Annotated in this window: 19 protein-coding genes; 9 read left to right on the forward strand and 10 right to left on the reverse strand. The window is 69.5% G+C overall.

The window, feature by feature from the left end:
* Positions 1-21: 21 nt before the first annotated feature.
* From FKO37_RS38995 to FKO37_RS39010, 4 genes are read right to left on the reverse strand one after another with little or no spacing between them, the layout of a single operon-like run.
* Positions 22-1,680 carry a cytochrome bc complex cytochrome b subunit gene (locus tag FKO37_RS38995; RefSeq protein ID WP_037809547.1) on the reverse strand — a complete coding sequence of 553 codons (1,659 nt, stop codon included), beginning with the start codon at positions 1,678-1,680 and terminating at the stop codon, positions 22-24.
* Positions 1,677-2,828 (reverse strand): ubiquinol-cytochrome c reductase iron-sulfur subunit, encoded by a 1,152-nt coding sequence (locus FKO37_RS39000; protein WP_037809545.1) that lies wholly within the window; start codon positions 2,826-2,828, stop codon positions 1,677-1,679. The genes FKO37_RS38995 and FKO37_RS39000 overlap by 4 nt, the downstream gene beginning before the upstream one ends.
* Entirely contained in the window at positions 2,825-3,643 is an 819-nt protein-coding gene (locus FKO37_RS39005) for a c-type cytochrome (RefSeq protein ID WP_037809539.1), read from the reverse strand. Before FKO37_RS39005 ends, FKO37_RS39000 begins: the two co-directional genes overlap by 4 nt.
* Positions 3,644-3,698: 55 nt before the next feature.
* The gene (locus tag FKO37_RS39010) at positions 3,699-4,325 is read right to left on the reverse strand and encodes a heme-copper oxidase subunit III (protein WP_009074819.1); all 627 of its coding nucleotides are present in this window, start codon (positions 4,323-4,325) and stop codon (positions 3,699-3,701) included.
* A 107-nt stretch (positions 4,326-4,432) separates the two neighbouring features.
* Between FKO37_RS39010 and FKO37_RS39015 the strand changes: the two genes are divergently transcribed.
* The 3 genes from FKO37_RS39015 to trpD all read left to right on the forward strand — a co-directional run bounded on the left by FKO37_RS39015 (position 4,433) and on the right by trpD (position 6,382).
* Positions 4,433-4,858, forward strand: coding sequence for a ribonuclease E inhibitor RraB (locus tag FKO37_RS39015; RefSeq protein ID WP_134733539.1), 426 nt, complete (start codon positions 4,433-4,435; stop codon positions 4,856-4,858).
* 61 nt (positions 4,859-4,919) lie between these two features.
* A complete protein-coding gene (locus FKO37_RS39020; protein WP_009074814.1) occupies positions 4,920-5,333 on the forward strand; it encodes a hypothetical protein in 414 nt (137 codons plus the stop codon).
* 5 nt (positions 5,334-5,338) lie between these two features.
* Positions 5,339-6,382: an anthranilate phosphoribosyltransferase gene (gene trpD / locus FKO37_RS39025; protein ID WP_205673406.1), complete on the forward strand. Its 1,044-nt coding sequence runs from the start codon at positions 5,339-5,341 to the stop codon at positions 6,380-6,382.
* 159 nt (positions 6,383-6,541) lie between these two features.
* On the opposite strand, the gene FKO37_RS39030 is transcribed toward trpD, so the two are convergent.
* Positions 6,542-7,501: a GlxA family transcriptional regulator gene (locus FKO37_RS39030; protein WP_134733541.1), complete on the reverse strand. Its 960-nt coding sequence runs from the start codon at positions 7,499-7,501 to the stop codon at positions 6,542-6,544.
* 83 nt (positions 7,502-7,584) lie between these two features.
* On the opposite strand from FKO37_RS39030, the gene FKO37_RS39035 reads away from it, so the two are divergent.
* Positions 7,585-8,493 carry a DMT family transporter gene (locus FKO37_RS39035; RefSeq protein ID WP_134733543.1) on the forward strand — a complete coding sequence of 303 codons (909 nt, stop codon included), beginning with the start codon at positions 7,585-7,587 and terminating at the stop codon, positions 8,491-8,493.
* A gap of 11 nt (positions 8,494-8,504) precedes the next feature.
* On the opposite strand, the gene FKO37_RS39040 is transcribed toward FKO37_RS39035, so the two are convergent.
* The gene (locus tag FKO37_RS39040) at positions 8,505-8,927 is read right to left on the reverse strand and encodes a cytochrome c oxidase subunit 4 (protein WP_037809532.1); all 423 of its coding nucleotides are present in this window, start codon (positions 8,925-8,927) and stop codon (positions 8,505-8,507) included.
* 32 nt (positions 8,928-8,959) lie between these two features.
* Positions 8,960-9,907, reverse strand: coding sequence for a cytochrome c oxidase subunit II (locus FKO37_RS39045; RefSeq protein WP_051728682.1), 948 nt, complete (start codon positions 9,905-9,907; stop codon positions 8,960-8,962).
* Positions 9,908-10,119: 212 nt separating this feature from the next.
* On the opposite strand from FKO37_RS39045, the gene asnB reads away from it, so the two are divergent.
* A complete protein-coding gene (gene asnB, locus FKO37_RS39050; protein ID WP_134665713.1) occupies positions 10,120-12,054 on the forward strand; it encodes an asparagine synthase (glutamine-hydrolyzing) in 1,935 nt (644 codons plus the stop codon).
* Between the two features lie 266 nt (positions 12,055-12,320).
* On the opposite strand, the gene FKO37_RS39055 is transcribed toward asnB, so the two are convergent.
* The gene (locus tag FKO37_RS39055) at positions 12,321-13,310 is read right to left on the reverse strand and encodes a carbohydrate kinase family protein (RefSeq protein WP_037809531.1); all 990 of its coding nucleotides are present in this window, start codon (positions 13,308-13,310) and stop codon (positions 12,321-12,323) included.
* Positions 13,311-13,465: 155 nt separating this feature from the next.
* Here FKO37_RS39055 and FKO37_RS39060 point away from each other — a divergent pair, with 155 nt between their 5' ends.
* A complete protein-coding gene (locus FKO37_RS39060; RefSeq protein ID WP_037810040.1) occupies positions 13,466-13,651 on the forward strand; it encodes a hypothetical protein in 186 nt (61 codons plus the stop codon).
* A 73-nt stretch (positions 13,652-13,724) separates the two neighbouring features.
* Here FKO37_RS39060 and FKO37_RS39065 read toward each other — a convergent pair whose 3' ends face one another.
* The gene (locus tag FKO37_RS39065; protein ID WP_037809530.1) at positions 13,725-14,102 is read right to left on the reverse strand and encodes an iron-sulfur cluster assembly accessory protein; all 378 of its coding nucleotides are present in this window, start codon (positions 14,100-14,102) and stop codon (positions 13,725-13,727) included.
* Between the two features lie 143 nt (positions 14,103-14,245).
* Between FKO37_RS39065 and FKO37_RS39070 the strand changes: the two genes are divergently transcribed.
* Both FKO37_RS39070 and FKO37_RS39075 read left to right on the forward strand, forming a co-directional pair.
* A complete protein-coding gene (locus FKO37_RS39070) occupies positions 14,246-14,905 on the forward strand; it encodes a DUF3043 domain-containing protein (protein WP_037809528.1) in 660 nt (219 codons plus the stop codon).
* A gap of 54 nt (positions 14,906-14,959) precedes the next feature.
* Positions 14,960-15,949, forward strand: a complete 990-nt coding sequence (locus FKO37_RS39075; RefSeq protein WP_037809525.1) for an aldo/keto reductase family protein — start codon at positions 14,960-14,962, stop codon at positions 15,947-15,949.
* Here FKO37_RS39075 and FKO37_RS39080 read toward each other — a convergent pair whose 3' ends face one another.
* Positions 15,950-16,642 (reverse strand): 2-C-methyl-D-erythritol 4-phosphate cytidylyltransferase, encoded by a 693-nt coding sequence (locus FKO37_RS39080; protein WP_134733545.1) that lies wholly within the window; start codon positions 16,640-16,642, stop codon positions 15,950-15,952.
* A 79-nt stretch (positions 16,643-16,721) separates the two neighbouring features.
* Between FKO37_RS39080 and cobT the strand changes: the two genes are divergently transcribed.
* Positions 16,722-17,792, forward strand: a complete 1,071-nt coding sequence (cobT, locus tag FKO37_RS39085; RefSeq protein ID WP_037809521.1) for a nicotinate-nucleotide--dimethylbenzimidazole phosphoribosyltransferase — start codon at positions 16,722-16,724, stop codon at positions 17,790-17,792.
* The last annotated feature ends 21 nt before the right edge of the window (positions 17,793-17,813 follow it).

The following is a 17,813-nucleotide window of genomic DNA, read 5'->3' on the forward strand; positions in this document are numbered from 1 at the left end:
CCTTCCGGCGTTCTGCGGGACTCAGTGCCCGGAACCGACCTCGGTCGACTCCTCGGTGCCCTCGCGCTTCCCGTGTCCGTTCCCGTGGCCGTTGCCGCGAGCGCGCTCGAGCGCCTTCGACTCCTCCGCCGGGTCCGGCGTCCAGATCGAACCCGGGACAGCGGTGCCCGCGGTGCCGAGCTTGTTCATCTTCTTCGGCACCGCCGCGCCCTGGTACTCGAGCGGGATGGCGTGGCCGTGGCTGTCCGTGCCGGCCAGCGGCTGGTGGATCTCGATGAACTCGCCGTGCGGGAGCCGCTTGATGATGCCGGTCTCGACGCCGTGCTCCAGCACTTCCCGGTCGGACCGCTGCAGGCCGAGGCAGATCCGGTAGGTGACGTAGTACGCGATCGGCGGCACGATCAGCACGCCGATGCGCCCGGCCCACGTCGTCGCGTTCAGCGAGATGTCGAACTGGTCGGCGATGATGTCGTTGAAGCCGGACAGTTCGAGCATCGCGAAGAACCCGAGCGCCATCATGCCCAGCGAGGTGCGGACCGGTGCGTCGCGCGGCCGCTGGAGCAGGTTGTGGTGCGCGTTGTCCTTCGTCAGCTTCCGTTCCAGGAACGGATACGTCAGCAGGATCGCGAACAGCACCGGCATCCCGATACCGCCGGCGAAGAACACCGCCGGGACCGTGTAGTTGCCCAGGTAGAGCTCCCACGCGGGCCAGATCCGGAGGATGCCGTCCGCCCAGGCCATGTAGAAGTCCGGCTGGGATCCCGCGGACACCATCGACGGGTTGTACGGCCCGAAGTTCCACACCGGGTTGATCTGGAACAGGCCGGACATCAGCGCCAGCACGCCGACGACCAGGGTGAAGAACGCGCCGCCCTTGAGGGCGAAGTACGGCATGATCCGCACGCCGACGACGTTGGTCTCCTTGCGCCGCACGCCCGGGAACTGCGTGTGCTTCTGGTACCAGACCAGCGCGAGGTGCGCGCCGATCAGGGCCAGCATGATGCCCGGGATCAGCAGGATGTGCAGCGTGTAGAGCCGCGGGATGATCTGGTCGCCGGGGAACTCCCCGCCGAACAGCGCCCAGTGGATCCAGGTGCCGATCACCGGCACCGACAGCACGATGCCGGACAGGGTCGCGCGGATACCGGTGCCGGACAGCAGGTCGTCCGGGAGCGAGTAGCCGAAGAAGCCCTCGAACATGCCCAGGATCAGCAGCAGGCCGCCGATGACCCAGTTCGCTTCACGGGGCTTGCGGAACGCGCCGGTGAAGAAGATCCGGAGCATGTGCACCATCATCGACGCGACGAAGATCAGCGCCGCCCAGTGGTGCAGCTGCCGCACGAACAGGCCGCCGCGCACGTCGAACGAGATGTCCAGCGTGGTGCGGAACGCCTGGGACATTTGCATGCCCTGCATGTTCGTGAAGCTGCCGTGATACGTGACCTCCTGCATGGAGGGGTCGAAGAACAGCGTCAGGTACACCCCGGACAGCAGGATGACGATGAAGCTGTACAGCGCGATCTCGCCCAGCAGGAAGGACCAGTGGGTCGGGAACACCTTGTTCATCTGGTGCCGCAGGCCCTTGGCCAGCTTGTACCGCTGGTCCGCGTTGTCCGCGGCCTCGCCCAGGTGCTTCTGGAGTGCGCTCGTGCCCTTGGTCGGCGTGGTGAGTGAACTCATGACTTACGCTCCCAGAAGGCCGGTCCGATGGCCTCGATGAAATCGCCCTTCGCGATCAAGTATCCCTCTTCGTCAACCGTGATCGGAAGCTGGGCGAGCGGACGGGTCGCCGGGCCGAAGATCGGCTTCGCGTAGTGCAGGGCGTCGAACTGCGACTGGTGGCACGGGCAGAGGATGCGGTTCGTGCGCTGTTCGTACAAGGAGGTCGGGCAGCCGACGTGGCTGCAGATCTTCGTGTACGCGTAGTAGTCGCCGAAGTTGAAGTCCTCCTGGCCCTTGCGCTTGACCACGCGCGCGGCGTCGGTCGGGCGCAGCCGGATGAGCATGACCGGGTTGTCGACCCGCATCAGCGCCTCGGACAGCTTCTTCTCGTCGCCCTTTTCCGACTCGCGGTAGGGGAAGACCGTCTCCATCGCGCCCGCGTCCAGGTCCTCGGCCTTGACCAGCGCGACGCCTTCCTTGACGTCGGCTTCGAGGTTGCCGGTGTTGCGGCGCAGGTAGACCTTCTCGCCGGGGAAGTTCGGCAGCCAGCCGGTGTGCCAGAGGCCGTCCCGGTTGTCGGAGTCCGTCCACGGGCTCTTGATGAAGGACGCGATCGGCAGCGCCGCCACCGCGAGGCCGAGCGCGCCCGCACCCGCGCCCGCGGTGCGCTTGATCAGCGACCGGCGGGCGATGCCGTTGCGGGTCCCGGCGTCGGCGAGGTGGGCCAGGATGGTGGCCCGGTCGACCTCCGCGGACGGGCCGTCGCTGCGCTGCTGCACCGAGACCTCGTGCGGGACGAACTTCTTGGTGTAGAGGATCACGCCGATGCCGAGCGCCAGCACCGCGAGACCGAGCGTGACGCCGAGCGCCGGGGTGTAGAGGCTGTAGGTCGAGTGCCCGCTGGGGTCGCTCGGGTCCTTGTACTCCCACCACTTCGGCCAGGCCATCACGACCACGAACGCCAGGCCGGCGAGCGCCGACAGGGCGAACCAGAACGCGACGAGGCGCTGCGCGCGACGCTCCGCGCGGGTGCCCTCGACCGGCCACGGCTCCGGGTACTCGACGATTTCGACGCCGTCCAGCTGACCGCCGAGCTTGAGCAGCTCGTCGCGGTCCATCTCAGCCAGCTCCGCCTCCGAGGGCGGCTTGGGCCCTTCGGCACTCATGCCTTCGATCCAATCCACAGCGTAATGCCGACGAGCGCGGCGATTCCGACGACGAAGGCGATGACGCCTTCGGAGGCGGGGCCGACCCCGCCGAGACCGTTGCCGCCCGGGTCGTTGTTGCCGTCGGACACCGACTTGACGTAGGCGATGATGTCCTTCTTCTCCTCGGCGCTGAGCTGGCGGTCGGAGAACTTCGGCATGTTCTGCGGCCCGGTGAGCATCGCGTCGTAGATCTGCTCCTCGGTGGCCGGGTCGAGCGGCGGCGCGTACTTGCCCGCCGACAGCGCGCCCCCGCGGCCGGTGAAGTTGTGGCACGAGGCGCAGTTGAGCCGGAACAGCTCGCCGCCGCGCGCCGGGTCGTTGCCGCGCAGCGCCTCGCCGCGCTCCTCCGGACGCTGCGCGCCGCCGCCGTGCGCCTGCACGTAGGCGCCGACCGCGTCGATCTCGCTCGGGGTCAGCTTCGGCGGCTTGCGGGCGATCTGCGCCTCCTGGCGCGCCGCGGGCATCCGGCCGGAGGAAGTCTGGAAGTAGACGGCCGCGTCGCCGATGCCGATGAGGCTCGGACCGCGGTCCTTGACGCCCTCGAGGTTCGCGCCGTGGCACTCGATGCAGGTGTTGTTGTAGACCTGCTCGCCCTGGCGCAGCAGCGCCGGGTCGCCCTGCGCCTGCGCGGTCTGCGGTTCCGGGGCGAACACGGCGTACAGGGCGCCGGCCCCCACCAGGGCGACGCCGAGTGCGAGCACGCCCGCGAGGCGCCTGCGCATCTTCGAGCGCGCGCGGAACCGGCGCTCCGAGGATTTGGTGCTGGTGGTCATCTTGCGGCAACCCTTGCTGTCAGTTCAGGCCGTTTTGTGGTGGGCGGTGCGGAGATCAGGGAAGGATGTAGATCACCGCGAAGAGGCCTACCCACACGATGTCGACGAAGTGCCAGTAGTACGACACGACGATCGCCGAGGTGGCCTGCGCCGGAGTGAACTTGCTGAGCTTCGTGCGGACCAGCAGGAACACGAAGGCGATGAGCCCGCCGATCACGTGCAGGCCGTGGAAACCGGTCGCGAGGTAGAACACCGTGCCGAACGGGCCGGACGGGATCGTGAGCCCTTCCTCGACCAGGTTGTGGTACTCGTTCGCCTGCCCGAACACGAAGATCGCGCCCATGATCAGCGTCACGATGTACCAGCGCCGCAGGCCGTAGACGTCGCCCCGCTCCGCGGCGAACACGCCGAACTGGCAGGTCAGCGACGACAGCACGAGGATCACCGTGAACGGGATCGCGTACGCGACGTTGAGGTGGAACTCCTCGCCGTGCAACGGCGGCGGCCAGGACGCCCCGGCCGGGTTCTGCGCCTTGACGGTGAAGAACATGGCGAACAGTCCGGCGAAGAACATCAGTTCGCTGGACAGCCACACGACGGTGCCGACACTGACCATGTTCGGCCGGTTCAGCGAGTGGACCCGCTGGCTGATGGTGGGAGCTGCCGTTGTCACGGATCGCATTATGTCCTCTCGCGACCGCACCCCGCCCGCCGGGTCTGCGGCGGGTCGTGGGAGCTTCGCGTCACACCCGCGCGCGAGACGCGGACCAGCGACGGAAGGAGCTACTCGTGAGTTGGCTGGAGAAGCTCCGTGACCTGGTGAGAAAGCCGGAGAAAGCGGTTCTCGACCCGGACGCGCCCGGTCTGCGGACGGTCGTTTCGGCGTTCGATCCGGCCGTCGCGGATTCCGCGGTGCTCGCCGATTCACCCGGCTGGGCAAGCGAAGCGCCCGCAGTGCTCGTCCATCACCTCGTCCTCCCGGCGGACCGGATCGACGAGGCGGCGGCGATTCTCGCGCAGGACGGCTACGACCTGCGCGAACAAAGCCGCGACGGCGACCGGGTGCTCGCGCACGCCCGGCGGGTGCAGGTCCTGGACGCCCTGCACTGCGCCCAGGAACGGTCCCGGATGGCCGGTCTGGCGCAGCGGCTCGGCGGCGACGCCCCGGGCTGGGAGGCGCGGCAACCGGGTGACTCGCCCACCGCGTCCGCGTGAGATGCGTCTCGGCCGATACGATCGCGGCTGTTCCACCCGTGACGAGACGGAGGCGTGCTCAATGAGCGAGCAGTCCCAGCGGATCCTGGTGTTCAGCCACAAGGCCGAGGTCCGCGAGGCGATCATGAACGCCGTCGGCAGGCGCCCGGCGGCCGACCTCGGCCGCGTCGAGTGGGTCGAGGCGGCCGGCATCGCCGACGTGCTCGCCGAGATGGACGCGGGCTCGGTCGACCTCGCGATCCTCGACGGCGAGGCGCAGCCGACCGGCGGCATCGGCCTGACCCGCCAGCTCAAGCACGAGATCGACGACTGCCCGCCGATCGTGGTGGCCGTCCGCCGCCGGGACGACCGATGGCTCGCCACCTGGGCGCTGGCCGACGCCGTGCTGGTGCACCCCCTCGACCCGCTGACCGCGGCGGAAACCGTCGCCGGCGTGCTGCGCGCCGGGCGGGTCCCCGCCGTCAACGGCGGCTGAGCCCGGTGGGCGCCACCCCGCACACCTGGCCCGCGCTGCTGACCCGGCTCATCGCCGGCGAGGACCTGTCCGCGGAGGACACGGCGTGGGCGATGGACCAGATCATGTCCGGCAGCGCCGGGCAGGCGCAGATCGGCGGCTTCGCGGTCGCGCTGCGCGCCAAGGGCGAAACGCCCGCGGAGATCGCCGGCATGGCCGACGCGATGCTGGCGCACGCCCGGCGGATCACGCTGAGCCGTCCCGCGGTGGACATCGTCGGCACCGGCGGCGACCGGTCGAACTCGGTGAACATCTCCACGATGGCGACGATCGTCACGGCGGCGGCGGGCGCGCCGGTGGCCAAGCACGGCAACCGGAGCGCGTCGTCGAAGTCCGGCGCGGCCGACGTGCTGGAAACCCTCGGCGTGAAGATCGACCTGCCGCCGGAAGCGGTGCTCGCGTCGCTCGAGGAGATCGGCATCGGGTTCTGCTTCGCCCCGGCGTTCCACCCGGCGTTCCGGCACACCGGCCCGCCGCGGCGCGAGCTGGGCGTGCCGACCACGTTCAACCTGCTCGGCCCGCTCACCAACCCGGCACAGCCGGAAAGCGCGCTGATCGGCTGCGCGTACGCGGACAAAACCCGTGCCCTGGCGGAGATTTTCGCCCAGCGCGGGATGTCGGTGCTGGTGGCCCGCGGCGACGACGGGCTGGACGAGATCACCACCACCACGACGACCTCGGTGCTGGTGGTCTCCGGCGGCACGGTGACGGAACGCACCTTCGACCCGCAGTCGCTCGGCATCCCGCGCGCCACGGCGGAGGACCTGCGCGGCGGCGACGCCGCGGCGAACGCGGAGGTAGTCCGGGAACTGGTCAGCGGCAAGACCGGCCCGGTGCGCGACGCGGTGGTGCTGAACGCCGCCGCCGCGCTGGCCGCCTTCGCGGGCTTCTCCGATTCGCTCGAGGACGACTTGGCGGCCGGACTGGACCGAGCACGCCAGGCCATCGACAACGGCGCGGCAGCGGCGCTGCTGGACCGGTGGATCGCGTTCTCCTCGGCTGAGCGCTGACCGTTCGCATCGGCTGAACGCCGCATCGGGCGCTTTTCCGCGTCCGGTGCGGCGTTTGTCGTTTTCAGCGAGTCGTTGGGTGCGAGGGCCCCAATGCGGCGTTCGGTGCGTCACATGAGCCCAATGCCACAGCAGGATCGCGACGAGCCGGACCAATGCTCACGAACGGAAGGCGGTCCGGTAAGCGCTCGGCGTAGTAGCGCGCAACCGCGAAAACTGGTGCCGCAACGCCGCCGCCGACGCGTATCCGCAGGCCACCGCGATGTCCTCCACCGAAAGCGAGCCCTCCTCCAGCAGCGCCTGCGCCCGGTCGAGGCGGCGTTCGGTCAGCCAGCGGTGCGGCGTCGTCCCGGTCGCGGCCGAGAACCGGCGCAGGAACGTCCGCTCGCCCAATCCGCTGCGGCGAGCCAATTCCGCGACCGTGAACGGCTGATCCAACCGTCGTTCCACCCATTCGAGCGCTTCGGCGACCACCGCGTCGTCCGGGGCGGCCGTCGCGGGCACCGGCGCCTGCACGAACTGCGCCTGCCCGCCCGCGCGGTGCGGAGCGGCCACCATTCGCCGGGCCAGCGCCGTCGCCGCCGTGACTCCGCGCAGGCGGCGCACCAGGTGCAGGCAGAGGTCCACCGCGGCAACGGTCCCGGCGCTGGTGAACACGCCGTCGTCGTCCGCGTAGAGGGCTTGCGGGTCCACTTCCGCGGCGGGGAACAGGCGGCGGAATTCCGGTTCGTAGATCCAGTGCACGGTGCAGCGACGGCCGTCCAGGAGGCCCGCGTAGCCGAGTGAAAAAACTCCCGCGCAGAACCCGGCCACCCACGCGCCGCGTTCCCGGGCGGCGCGCAAGGCGTCCAGCAGCGGCTCCGGCGGCGGCGCGGTCCGCGGCGCTTGCGTGGGCACAATCACCAAATCCGCCGACGCCGCGAAGTCGAGGTCGCGCAGTCCAGCCAGGCCGAATCCAGACCAGCTGGCCACGTCCGCGCCGCCCGGCGAGCACACGCCGAAGTCCCAGCCGGGCATGCCGTCCGCACTGCGGTCGGTGCCGAACACCTCGCACGCGACCCCCAGCTCGAACGGCGAAACCCGGTCCGCGAGCAGCACGGCGACCCGTTGCACGTCCATGCGGCCCAGCATGTCACAAGTTTCGCGGTCATTGTCATCTCTGACACTGGTTGAGCGTCGCCGCGGAGACGAATCTGGGTCGCATGAAGAACCCCGAATCCCGCCCGGTCCTGCAGTGGTCCGCGGCGATGGCGTTGTCCGGCACGATCGGCGCGGTCGTGCTCGAAAGCGGCGCCGCCGCACCGGCGGTCGCGTTCGCCCGCTGCCTCGTCGGCGGCGTCCTGCTGGTCGTGTGGTCCCTCGCCAGGGGCTGGTTCCGCGACTGGCGGCCGACCCGCCGCGACCTGCTGCTCGCGATCGCCGGCGGGCTGCTGCTGGTCGGCAACTGGGTGCTGCTGTTCGCGTCCTACTCGCTGTCGTCCATCGGCGTCAGCACGGTCGTCTACCACACCCAGCCGCTGATCCTGGTCGGAATGGCGGCGGTGTTCCTCGGCGAGAAGGTCGGCCGTTCGCACCTCGCGCGGGCGGGCATCGCGTTCGCCGGAGTTGTGGTGATTTCCCTTTCCGCACAAGGAGATGACGGACAACCCGTGCGATTCGCCGGAATCGCGCTCGCGCTCGGCGCGGCCCTGCTCTACGCCGGTGCGTCCTTCATCGCGAAGCAGCTCAAGCACATCCGGCCGCATCTGCTCGCGGCGGTGCAGCTGACGGTCGGCGTGATCGTGCTCGCCCCCGCGCTGATGTTCACGCCGCTGCCGAGTTCGGCTCCGGGACTGCTGTGGCTGCTGCTCCTGGGCACTGTCCACACCGCGGTGATGTACGTGCTGATGTACGCCAGCATCGGCAAGCTGCCGACCACGACGGTCGCGCTGCTGTCTTACCTGTACCCGGTGGTCGCGGTCGTGGTGGACATGCTGGCGTTCGGGCACCGGCTCACCTGGCCGGAGGGCCTGGGCATGCTGGCGGTGCTCGCCGCGGCGCTCGCTCCGCAGCGCGTGAAGCCGGATACGCGAAACGCCCGGCCGGGGATTCCCAGCCGGGCGTCGCGGTGAAGCGGAAGAACTCAGTCGTGCTCGGGACCGGTGTGGTACTCGAACACCAGCCCGCCCACGGCGATGAGCAGCGCCACGATCGCCATCACGAGCAGCCAGATGTGGAAGAACGCGAGGGCGAGGCCGGCCAGCCCGGCCGCCGCGGCCAGCGCGACCGGCCAGTAGCTGCCCGGGCTGAAGAAGCCCAGCTCGCCGGCGCCGTCGCTGATCTCGGCGTCCTCGCGGTCCTCCGGGCGCTCTTCGATCCGGCGGGACACGAACTGCATGTAGCTGCCGGCGAGGAACGCGAGGCCGCCGGTCAGGAACAGCGCGACGATGCCGACCGGCTCAGCCTTCTGGTCGGTGGTGAAGAGCGCGGTCATGACCCAGTAGACGGCGGTCATGAGGACGGCAAACCCCGCCACCATGTAGAAAATCCGGGCTTCGACCTTCATGGGATTGGTCCCCTGCTCCTTCTGGTTCGCCGTCAGTTGGACGCGGTGCGCGCGGTGCGGTCGGTGTTGAACGGCTTCGTGGTCACCGCGTACGGGCTGCACAGCTCGCCGCAGTTCATCGAAGCCAGTGCCTCAGACGCGGTGTTCGGCTTGCCGGTCTTCGGGTTCGTCTCGGTGCGCAGCTTGAGGTACTGGTCGAACTTGTCCGGGGACAAGGCGCGCACCTCGAAGTTCATCACCGAATGGTACGTCCCGCACAGCTCGGCGCAGCGGCCGACGAACGAGCCTTCGCGGTCGATCGAGTTCTGGAACGAGCTGTCCTGGTTGTTCTTCTCCGGGTCCGGCATGACGTCGCGCTTGAAGTTGAACTCCGGGACCCAGAACGAGTGGATGACGTCCGTCGAGCGGAGCCGGTACTCGATGGTCTTGTTCGTCGGCAGCACGAGCAGCGGGATCTCGCCGGAGGAGCCGACGGTGCTCACCTGGGTGCCGTCGGCGCGCTTGGCGGCGTCGCCCTCGTACTTGAACTCCCAGTTCCACTGGAAGGCGATCACGTCGACCACGACGTCCGGGTTCGGCTTCTTGTCGAGGACCTTGCTCTCGGTCGTCGCCGTGAAGAAGAACAGCACGCAGACCATGATCGTCGGCAGGACGACCGTGAAGATCTCCAGCGGGATGTTGTACTGGAACTGCCGCGGGAGGTCCTCGGGGCCTTCGGCGGCCGCGCCCTTCTTCTTGCGGTGGAAGATCGCGGTCCAGAAGATCAGGGCCCACACGATCGCGCCGACGACGAGCGCGGCGACGACCGTCCACGTCCAGAGGGTGCGCATCTGGTCGGCCTGCGGCGTGACGCCCTTGGGCCAGCCGAAGCGGAGGATCTCGTCTCCCGAGCAGCCCGTCGCGGTCAGCGCCACCAGCACGGCCAGCGCGGCGACACGCCCGACCCGCTTACCCACCGGGGTGCGCTCTGGTTTTCCCACTGCGCCCTGCCCTTTCACCCAACAGGCCCTCTCACACCGGGCCTTCTTCGACCGATCTTCGTGACAGGCGGAGCCTAGCCGAGTTGGCCGCTCCCGCTGACCAAGGGGTGACCAGTTGCGCCACGCGTCACCCGCTTTCCGGGCGAGTCGCCCCGCACCGGCATACTGGGCCCTTCCCCGGACCGGCCCGACCCTGAGGTGTGTGAGTACACGTGTGCGGCCTGCTTGGACTGATCTGCGCGACCGAAAACGACGCCGCGGCGGCCCGTGCGAGCGTCGGCGCGGCGATGCGCTGCCAGCGTCACCGCGGCCCCGACGAGCAGGACACCTGGGCCGATGCCGAGGTCGTGTACGGCTTCAACCGGCTCGCCTTCATCGACGTGGACCACGCGCACCAGCCGCTGGTGTGGGGCCCGCCGGAGGCTCCCGGCCGCTACACGCTGAACTTCAACGGCGAGATCTACAACTACCGCGAGCTGCGCGACGAGCTCGCCGAAAAATTCGGTGCGAAATTCGCCACTGAAGGCGACGGCGAGGCGATCGTCGCGGCATATCACTACCTCGGGGACAAAGCGGTCGAAAAGCTGCGCGGCATGTTCGCGTTCCTGATCTGGGATTCGGCGGAAAAGACCGTTTTCGGCGCGCGCGACCCGTTCGGGATCAAGCCGCTCTACTACAGCGAGGGCCCGAAGGGCACGGCGTTCTCCAGCGAGAAGAAGAGCCTGCTGGAGCTGTCGGACACGCTCGGCGTCGCGCAGGAGCTGGACCGCAAGGCCCTGCAGCACTACCTGGTCCTGCAGTACGTGCCGGAGCCGGAGTCGCTGCACACCGCGATCCGCCGCGTCGAGTCCGGCACCTCGTTCCGGCTCTCGCCGGGCGGGAAGCCCGAGTTCACCCGCTACTTCCACCCGAAGTTCGCCGCGAAGCCGGTGAACGGCCCCGCCGAGGCCGAGGCGCTGTACGAGCGCATCGCCGATGTGATGCGCGACTCGGTCGGCAAGCACATGATCTCGGACCCGGACGTGACGGTCGGCGCGTTCCTCTCCGGCGGCATCGACTCCACCGCGACCGCGACGCTCGCCAAGGAGCACAACCCGAACCTCATCGCGTTCACCACCGGCTTCGAGCGCGAGGGCTACTCCGAGGTGGACGTGGCCGCGGAATCGGCCGCCGCGATCGGCGTGAAGCACGTGGTCCGCACGGTGTCGGCGGACGAGATGATGGAAGCGCTGCCGCTCATCGTCTGGTACCTGGACGACCCGGTCGCGGACCCGGCGCTGGTCCCGCTGTGGTTCATCGCGCGCGAGGCCCGCAAGCACGTGAAAGCGGTGCTGTCCGGCGAAGGCGCGGACGAACTGTTCGGCGGCTACACGATCTACGGCGAGCCGATCTCGCTGGCCCCGTTCGAGAAAATCCCCGGCAGCGTGCGAAAACTGCTGGGCAAGGTGTCCACGAAGATCCCGGAGGGCACCCGAGGCAAGGACCTGCTGCGCCGCGGCGCGCTCCCCCTGGAAGACCGCTACTACGGCAACGCCCGCAACTTCCGCGACGAGCAGCTGCGCGCCGTGCTGCGGACGTACCAGGAAGGCGTCGGCTTCAAGGACGTCACCGCCCCCTGGTACGACGTGTCCCGAGGCTGGGACCCGGTGGCCCGCATGCAGCACGTGGACCTGTACACCTGGCTGCGCGGCGACATCCTGGTCAAGGCGGACAAGGTGACCATGGCGAACTCGCTGGAGCTGCGCGTGCCGTTCCTGGACGCCGAGGTGTTCAAGGTCGCCGCTTCGATCCCGCTCGACCAGAAACTCGCGCACGGCACCACCAAGTACGCACTGCGCCAGGCCCTCGCGAAGATCATCCCCGGCCACGTTTTGAACCGGAAGAAACTGGGCTTCCCGGTCCCCATCCGCCTGTGGCTGCGCAACGAGATGTACGACTGGGCGCGCGGCATCATCAACGACTCGAAGACCGACGAGCTGCTGGACAAAACCGCAGTGCTGCGCCTGCTGGACGAACACAAGGAAGGCCAGCTGGACCGCAGCCGCCAGCTCTGGGCCCTGCTGGTCTTCATGCTGTGGCACGGCATCTTCGTGGAACACCGCATCAAGCCGGAAATCCCGGAACCGGCCTACCCAGTCAAGCTCTGACCGGACGTGAGGGGAACCCTCATTGACTCTGATTCCCTCAGGGTTCCCCTCACGGCCCTAAAACCGCACCGGCGCACCCAACGAGCGAGGCACCCAGCCCTCCCCCGCACCCCGATACGAAGCGCATCTGCGGTCGGTGGGTGCTTGTCAAGGCATCTTTCCCGCCTTGACAAGCACCCACCGACCGTCAGCACAATCAAACTTCGGGGTGCCCCACGCAACCACCAAGCGATGTCGCCGCCAGGCGACGAGCCGATCACCGAGACTCAAGCAGGCAAAACCGCCGCAATCTCCTCAGCAGCCTCAGGCCCGAACGCCTCCCGCAACCGAGTCAACGCCTCGCCCCGCTCCAGCCGCCACTCCTGCGTCCCCACAGTCTCCAGCACCAGCACAGCGATCAAACACCCCAACTGCGCCGCCCGCTCCAAACTCAACCCGCCGTCAACCGCGGCAAGGAACCCAGCCCGGAACCCATCCCCCACCCCAGTGGGATCAGCCTTCCCGCGCTCCGGCACGGCCCCGATCTGCAACGCAGTCCCGTCCCGCCCGACGATCTCCACGCCCTTCTCCCCCAGCGTGGTGATCCGCAGCCCGACCCGCTCCAGCACGTCGGCCTCGGTCCAGCCAGTCTTCTGCAGCAGCAACTCCCACTCGTAGTCGTTGCTGAACAGGTACTTGGCCCCCTCCACGAACGACCGCACCTGCGCCCCGTCCATCCGGGCCAGTTGCTGTGAGGGATCGACCGCGAACGTGTACCCCCGCTGACGGCACTCCTGCGCGTGCCGGACCATCCCCTCGGGGTCGTCCGGGCTGATCAGCACCAGCCCCAGCCCGCCGACGCGATCCGAAATCGGTCCCATCTCGATGTTGCGGGACTCCGCCATCGCGCCCGCGTAGAAGGTCGCGATCTGGCACATGTCCTCGTCCGTGGTGCACACGAACCGCGCGGTGTGCGCGACCTCGGACACCAGCACGCCCGAGGTGTCCACGCCGTGCCGCTGCAGCCACGACTGGTAGTCCGCCCAGTCCTGGCCGACGGCTCCGACGAGCACCGGCTCGACGCCGAGCACTCCGAGGCCGAACGCGATGTTCGCGCCGATGCCGCCGCGGCGCACGACGAGGTCGTCGGCGAGGAAGCTCAGCGACACCCGGTGCAGCTGCTCGGCGACGAGCTGCTCGGCGAACCTCCCCGGGAAGTGCATCAGATGGTCCGTAGCGATGCTGCCGGACACGGCGATCCTGGGCTTGTCTGCCACCGGTTCTCCTCACGGGGTGGATGAGCTGTCGTTTTCGCGCCCTGACGCAAGTTACCCGCTGGTCATGACCCTTCCGGGTAGTTTCCGCGCCACGTTCCGACACTACCGGCCGGTACTCGTTTCCCGTTCAAGTCCGGCTGAATAGCGTGGCTGGAGTGAACCTCGCGACCGAACCGGAAACCCTCGGCGACCTGATCGCCGACTGCGCCCACCTGCCGTCCACGCTGCAGCCCGAACAGCCCGCCGACCAGGCCCGGCTGCCGCGCCCGAGGGCCGCGCGGCCGTGGACGGTCGACGACGCCTGCCACGCGCAGGTCGCCGATCTCGACGCCTACGTCTGAGCCGGCCGGGAACGCCGGAAACGAGAACGGGCCCCAGCGCGGATCGCGCGGGGCCCGTTTTCCGGCTCTGGGCTCAGTGGAAGCTGTCGCCGCAGGCGCAGGAACCCGTGGCGTTCGGGTTGTCGATCGTGAAGCCCTGCTTCTCGATGGTGTCGACGAAGTCGATCACGGCCTCGGACACGTAAGGCGCGCTCATCCGGTCCACGGCGACCTGGAGGCCGTCGAAGTCGCGGAACAGGTCGCCGTCGAGCGTGCGCTCGTCGAAGAACAGCTGGTAGCGCAAGCCAGCACAGCCGCCGGGCTGCACGGCGATGCGCAGGTGCATGTCGTCGCGGCCCTCCTGTTCGAGCAGCGCCTTCGCCTTGGCGGCCGCGGCGTCGGTCAACGTCACGCCGTGGGTCTCCTCGGCGGTCTCGGCCGCAGCCGCACCGGTCTGCTCAGCGGTCGTCATGGCACTCCCTCTTGGTCGAACTCGCTGCGGGTACATCTCGTGTCCTAGGCACAACACGGGACTCGCCCGATCTGTTCCCCTCCATCGTCGCATATGGAACGACCTGGTGAACAAAGCCGTGACGCCTGCAATACCCTGGTGAGGTGAGGTTCCTGCGCCGAAGCACCACTGACCCCGCCGCCGAAGACTCCGCGGCCGAGGCCGCCGCTGACGATTCCCCGGTCACGAGCAAGTCGTACACGCCGGGAAAGGGCAAGGCGACGCCCAAGCGCCGCGAGGCCGAAGGACGCAGGCGCGGGCCGGTCGCGGCGCCGCCCACCTCCATGCGCGAAGCGATGAAGCGCAACAAGGAGCTGCGCAAGGCCAACCCGGTCAGCAAGGAAGACCGCAAGGAAGCCGCCCGCGTGCGCCGCGAGCGGATGATGTCGGGCGACGACAAGTACCTGCCGCCGCGCGACAAGGGCCCGGTCAAGGCGTACGTGCGCGACCTGGTCGACTCCCGGCGCAACATCCTCGGCCTGTTCATGCCGCTGGCGATCCTGGTGTTCCTCGCGCTGCTGGTCCCGGCGCCGGCGGTGCAGCAGTACATCACCCTGGTCTGCATGGCGATGCTGCTGGTCATGGCCATCGAGGGCTTCGTGAACGGCCGCAAGATCTCGAAGCTGGTCCGCGAGCGCTTCCCGAAGGAACCGGCGACCGCCACCCGCGGCGTCGGCTGGTACGCGTTCGTCCGGGCGAGCCAGATCCGCAAGCTGCGCGTGCCGAAGCCGCGGCTCAAGGCCGGGGACCCGATCCCGAACTGAGCCGTGCGGCACACAGGTCGTTAGCCTCGCGAACGAAACGTTTACGCTGTCGGCATGGAGTTTCGACGTCTCGGCCGCAGCGGCCTCAACATCAGTGAGATCTCCTACGGCAACTGGCTGACCCACGGGTCCCAGGTCGAGGAGGACCAGGCGCAAGCCTGCATCAAGGCGGCGCTCGACGCGGGCATCACGACCTTCGACACGGCTGACGTCTACGCCAACACCGCCGCGGAGTCGGTGCTCGGGCGCGGGCTGAAGGGGCAGCGCCGGGAGAGCCTGGAGATCTTCACCAAGGTCTTCTGGCCGACCGGCCCGAAGGGCCCGAACGACAAGGGCCTCTCGCGCAAGCACATCCTCGAGTCGGCCAACGCGTCGCTCAAGCGGCTCGGCACCGACTACGTCGACCTGTACCAGGCGCACCGGTTCGACCGCACGGTGCCGCTGGAAGAGACGATGCAGGCGTTCGCCGACCTGGTCCGCCAGGGCAAGGCGCTCTACATCGGGGTCTCGGAGTGGAACGCCGAGCAGATCTCCCGCGGCGCGGCGCTCGCCCGCGAGCTGAAGATCCCGTTCGTGTCGAACCAGCCGCAGTACTCGATGCTGTGGCGCGTCATCGAGTCGCAGGTCGTGCCCGCTTCCGAGCGCGAGGGCCTGAGCCAGATCGTCTGGTCGCCGGTGGCGCAGGGCGTGCTGACCGGCAAGTACAAGGTGGGCCAGCCGCTTCCCGCCGGTTCGCGCGCGACCGACGAGAACGGCGGCGCGAACATGGTGAAGCGCTTCCTCGACGAGAAGACCCTCGCCGCGGTAGCGAAGCTGGAGCCGCTGGCGGCCGACGCCGGGCTGTCGATGGCGCAGCTGGCCGTCGCGTGGGTGCTGCAGAACCCGAACGTCGCGTCGGCGATCATCGGGGCCTCGCGGCCGGAGCAGGTGCACGACAACGTCAAGGCCGCGGGCGTGAAGCTGGAGCCGGAGCTGCTCACGGCGATCGACGAGGCGCTGGGCGACGTCGTGGTCACCGACCCGGCGCTCACCGTTTCCCCCTGATCAGCGCAGCAGGAACCGCTCCGCCACCGCGAGGTCGTGCGGATAGGTGATCTTCACGTTCTCCGCGCTGCCGGGCACCCACCGCACCGGCAGCGCGGAGAACCGCTCCATGCACGAAGCCGTGTCGGTGCCCAGAAACCCTTCCTCGGCGGCCTGTTCGTACGCCGCGAGCAGCGGTCGCGCCCGGAAGCCCTGCGGGGTCTGCACCCGGATCGCGCCGGGCAGCGGGCCGGCCACCGTGTCCGGCCCGGCCATCGAGACCACGTCGTCCGCGGCCAGTCCCGGCACCGCTCCCCCGTCTTCCCTGGTCCGTTCCAGCACCGCGGCGATCAGCTCCGGCGTCACCAACGGCCGGGCGCCGTCGTGCAGCAGCACGGAATCCACTGTCCCGTCGGCGATCCGCGGCGCGAGATGGCGCAGCGCGTTCAGCTCGGAGGCCTGCCGTGTCGGGCCGCCGGTCACGATCTCCACCGGAGCGCTCGTCCCGGCCAGCACCTCCTCGGCCAGCGGCGCGTCCTCGGGCCGGATCACCAGCACCAGCACGCCGATCCCGGCCACGGCGGCGAACGCGTCCAGCGACCACGCCACCACCCGCCTGCCCGCGACCGGCAGGTAGACCTTGTTCAGCGCGGCCCCGACCCGGGTCCCCGCACCACTCGCCAGCACGACCCCGGCCGCCGTCGATTCCCGCACGCCGACCGACCCTAAGGGCCCTGCCCGCGCGGCGGTAGGTTGGGCGCCGGGACGCCCAGCGGCGAAAGGAAACCTGGCTGTGGACACCGGCGAAACGGGCATCGAGTTCGGCGAGATCGAACCGCCGAGCGACCTGGCCCGGTCGGGCGCGATCGCGCTGCACGACAAGCTCGTCAAACCGGCGGGCTCGCTCGGCAGGCTGGAAGAGCTGGGCGTCTGGATCGCTTCGTGCCAGGGCCAGGCGCCGCCGCGGCCGTTCACCCGCCCGCGCGTCGTCGTGTTCGCCGGCGATCACGGCATCGCGAAGAAGGGCGTCTCGGCGTATCCGCGGGAGGTCACGTCGCAGCTCGTCGGGACGATGCTGACCGGCGGCGCGGCGATCAACGTGCTCGCCGCGGCGGCGGGCGCGGGCGTGCGCGTGGTCGACATGGCCGTGGACACCGAGGAATCCGCGATGCGGTCGATCGGCGAGTTCAAGGTGCGCCGCGGTTCCGGCTCGATCGACGTCGAGGACGCGCTCACCGACGCCGAGGTGCGCGCCGCGGTCGAAGCCGGCCGCAAGATCGCCGACGCGGAGGTCGACGGCGGCGCGGACCTGCTGATCGCGGGCGACCTGGGGATCGGGAACAGCACCCCGGCGTCGGTGCTGGTCGCGGCGCTGACCGGCAGCGAACCGGTCGCCGTGGTCGGCCGGGGTTCGGGCATCGACGACAACACCTGGATGCGCAAGGCCGCCGCGGTCCGCGACGCGCTGCGCCGGGCCCGCGCGGTGCTGGCCGACCCGCTCGCGCTGCTGCGGACGTCCTCGGGGGCCGATATCGCCGCGATGACGGGCTTTCTCGCGCAGGCAGCGGTTCGCCGCACGCCGGTGGTGCTCGACGGGCTCGTGGTCTGCTCAGCCGCGCTCGTCGCCGAAGAACTCGCGCCCGGCGCGCGCCGCTGGTGGATGTCCGGTCAGCTCACCGGCGAACCCGCGCACGCGCTCGCGCTGGAGCACCTGGACCTCGGGGCGCTGCTCGACCTCGACGTCCGCCTCGGCGAAGGAACCGGCGCGGTCACCGCGTTGCCGCTGCTGATGATGGCCAGCCGCGTGCTCGCCGAGATGACCACGCACGAGCAATCCGGCGTCTCCGGCCCGCTCACGTCCTGAAAACCGTGAAGGGCTCCTTGC

This window comes from Amycolatopsis sp. Poz14 (assembly GCF_006704225.1).
GTDB classification, from domain to species: Bacteria; Actinomycetota; Actinomycetes; order Mycobacteriales; family Pseudonocardiaceae; genus Amycolatopsis; species Amycolatopsis nivea.

What these genes read in the sequence shown, in the direction of transcription:
- FKO37_RS39065 (WP_037809530.1), bottom strand. Translation starts at nt 14,102, where the DNA reads ATGACGACCGCTGAGCAGACCGGTGCGGCTGCGGCCGAGACCGCCGAG.
- FKO37_RS39010 (WP_009074819.1), bottom strand. Translation starts at nt 4,325, where the DNA reads ATGCGATCCGTGACAACGGCAGCTCCCACCATCAGCCAGCGGGTCCAC.
- FKO37_RS39035 (WP_134733543.1), top strand. Translation starts at nt 7,585, where the DNA reads ATGAAGAACCCCGAATCCCGCCCGGTCCTGCAGTGGTCCGCGGCGATG.
- FKO37_RS39030 (WP_134733541.1), bottom strand. Translation starts at nt 7,501, where the DNA reads ATGGACGTGCAACGGGTCGCCGTGCTGCTCGCGGACCGGGTTTCGCCG.
- FKO37_RS39005 (WP_037809539.1), bottom strand. Translation starts at nt 3,643, where the DNA reads ATGACCACCAGCACCAAATCCTCGGAGCGCCGGTTCCGCGCGCGCTCG.
- FKO37_RS39020 (WP_009074814.1), top strand. Translation starts at nt 4,920, where the DNA reads ATGAGCGAGCAGTCCCAGCGGATCCTGGTGTTCAGCCACAAGGCCGAG.
- FKO37_RS39040 (WP_037809532.1), bottom strand. Translation starts at nt 8,927, where the DNA reads ATGAAGGTCGAAGCCCGGATTTTCTACATGGTGGCGGGGTTTGCCGTC.
- FKO37_RS39075 (WP_037809525.1), top strand. Translation starts at nt 14,960, where the DNA reads ATGGAGTTTCGACGTCTCGGCCGCAGCGGCCTCAACATCAGTGAGATC.
- FKO37_RS39000 (WP_037809545.1), bottom strand. Translation starts at nt 2,828, where the DNA reads ATGAGTGCCGAAGGGCCCAAGCCGCCCTCGGAGGCGGAGCTGGCTGAG.
- FKO37_RS38995 (WP_037809547.1), bottom strand. Translation starts at nt 1,680, where the DNA reads ATGAGTTCACTCACCACGCCGACCAAGGGCACGAGCGCACTCCAGAAG.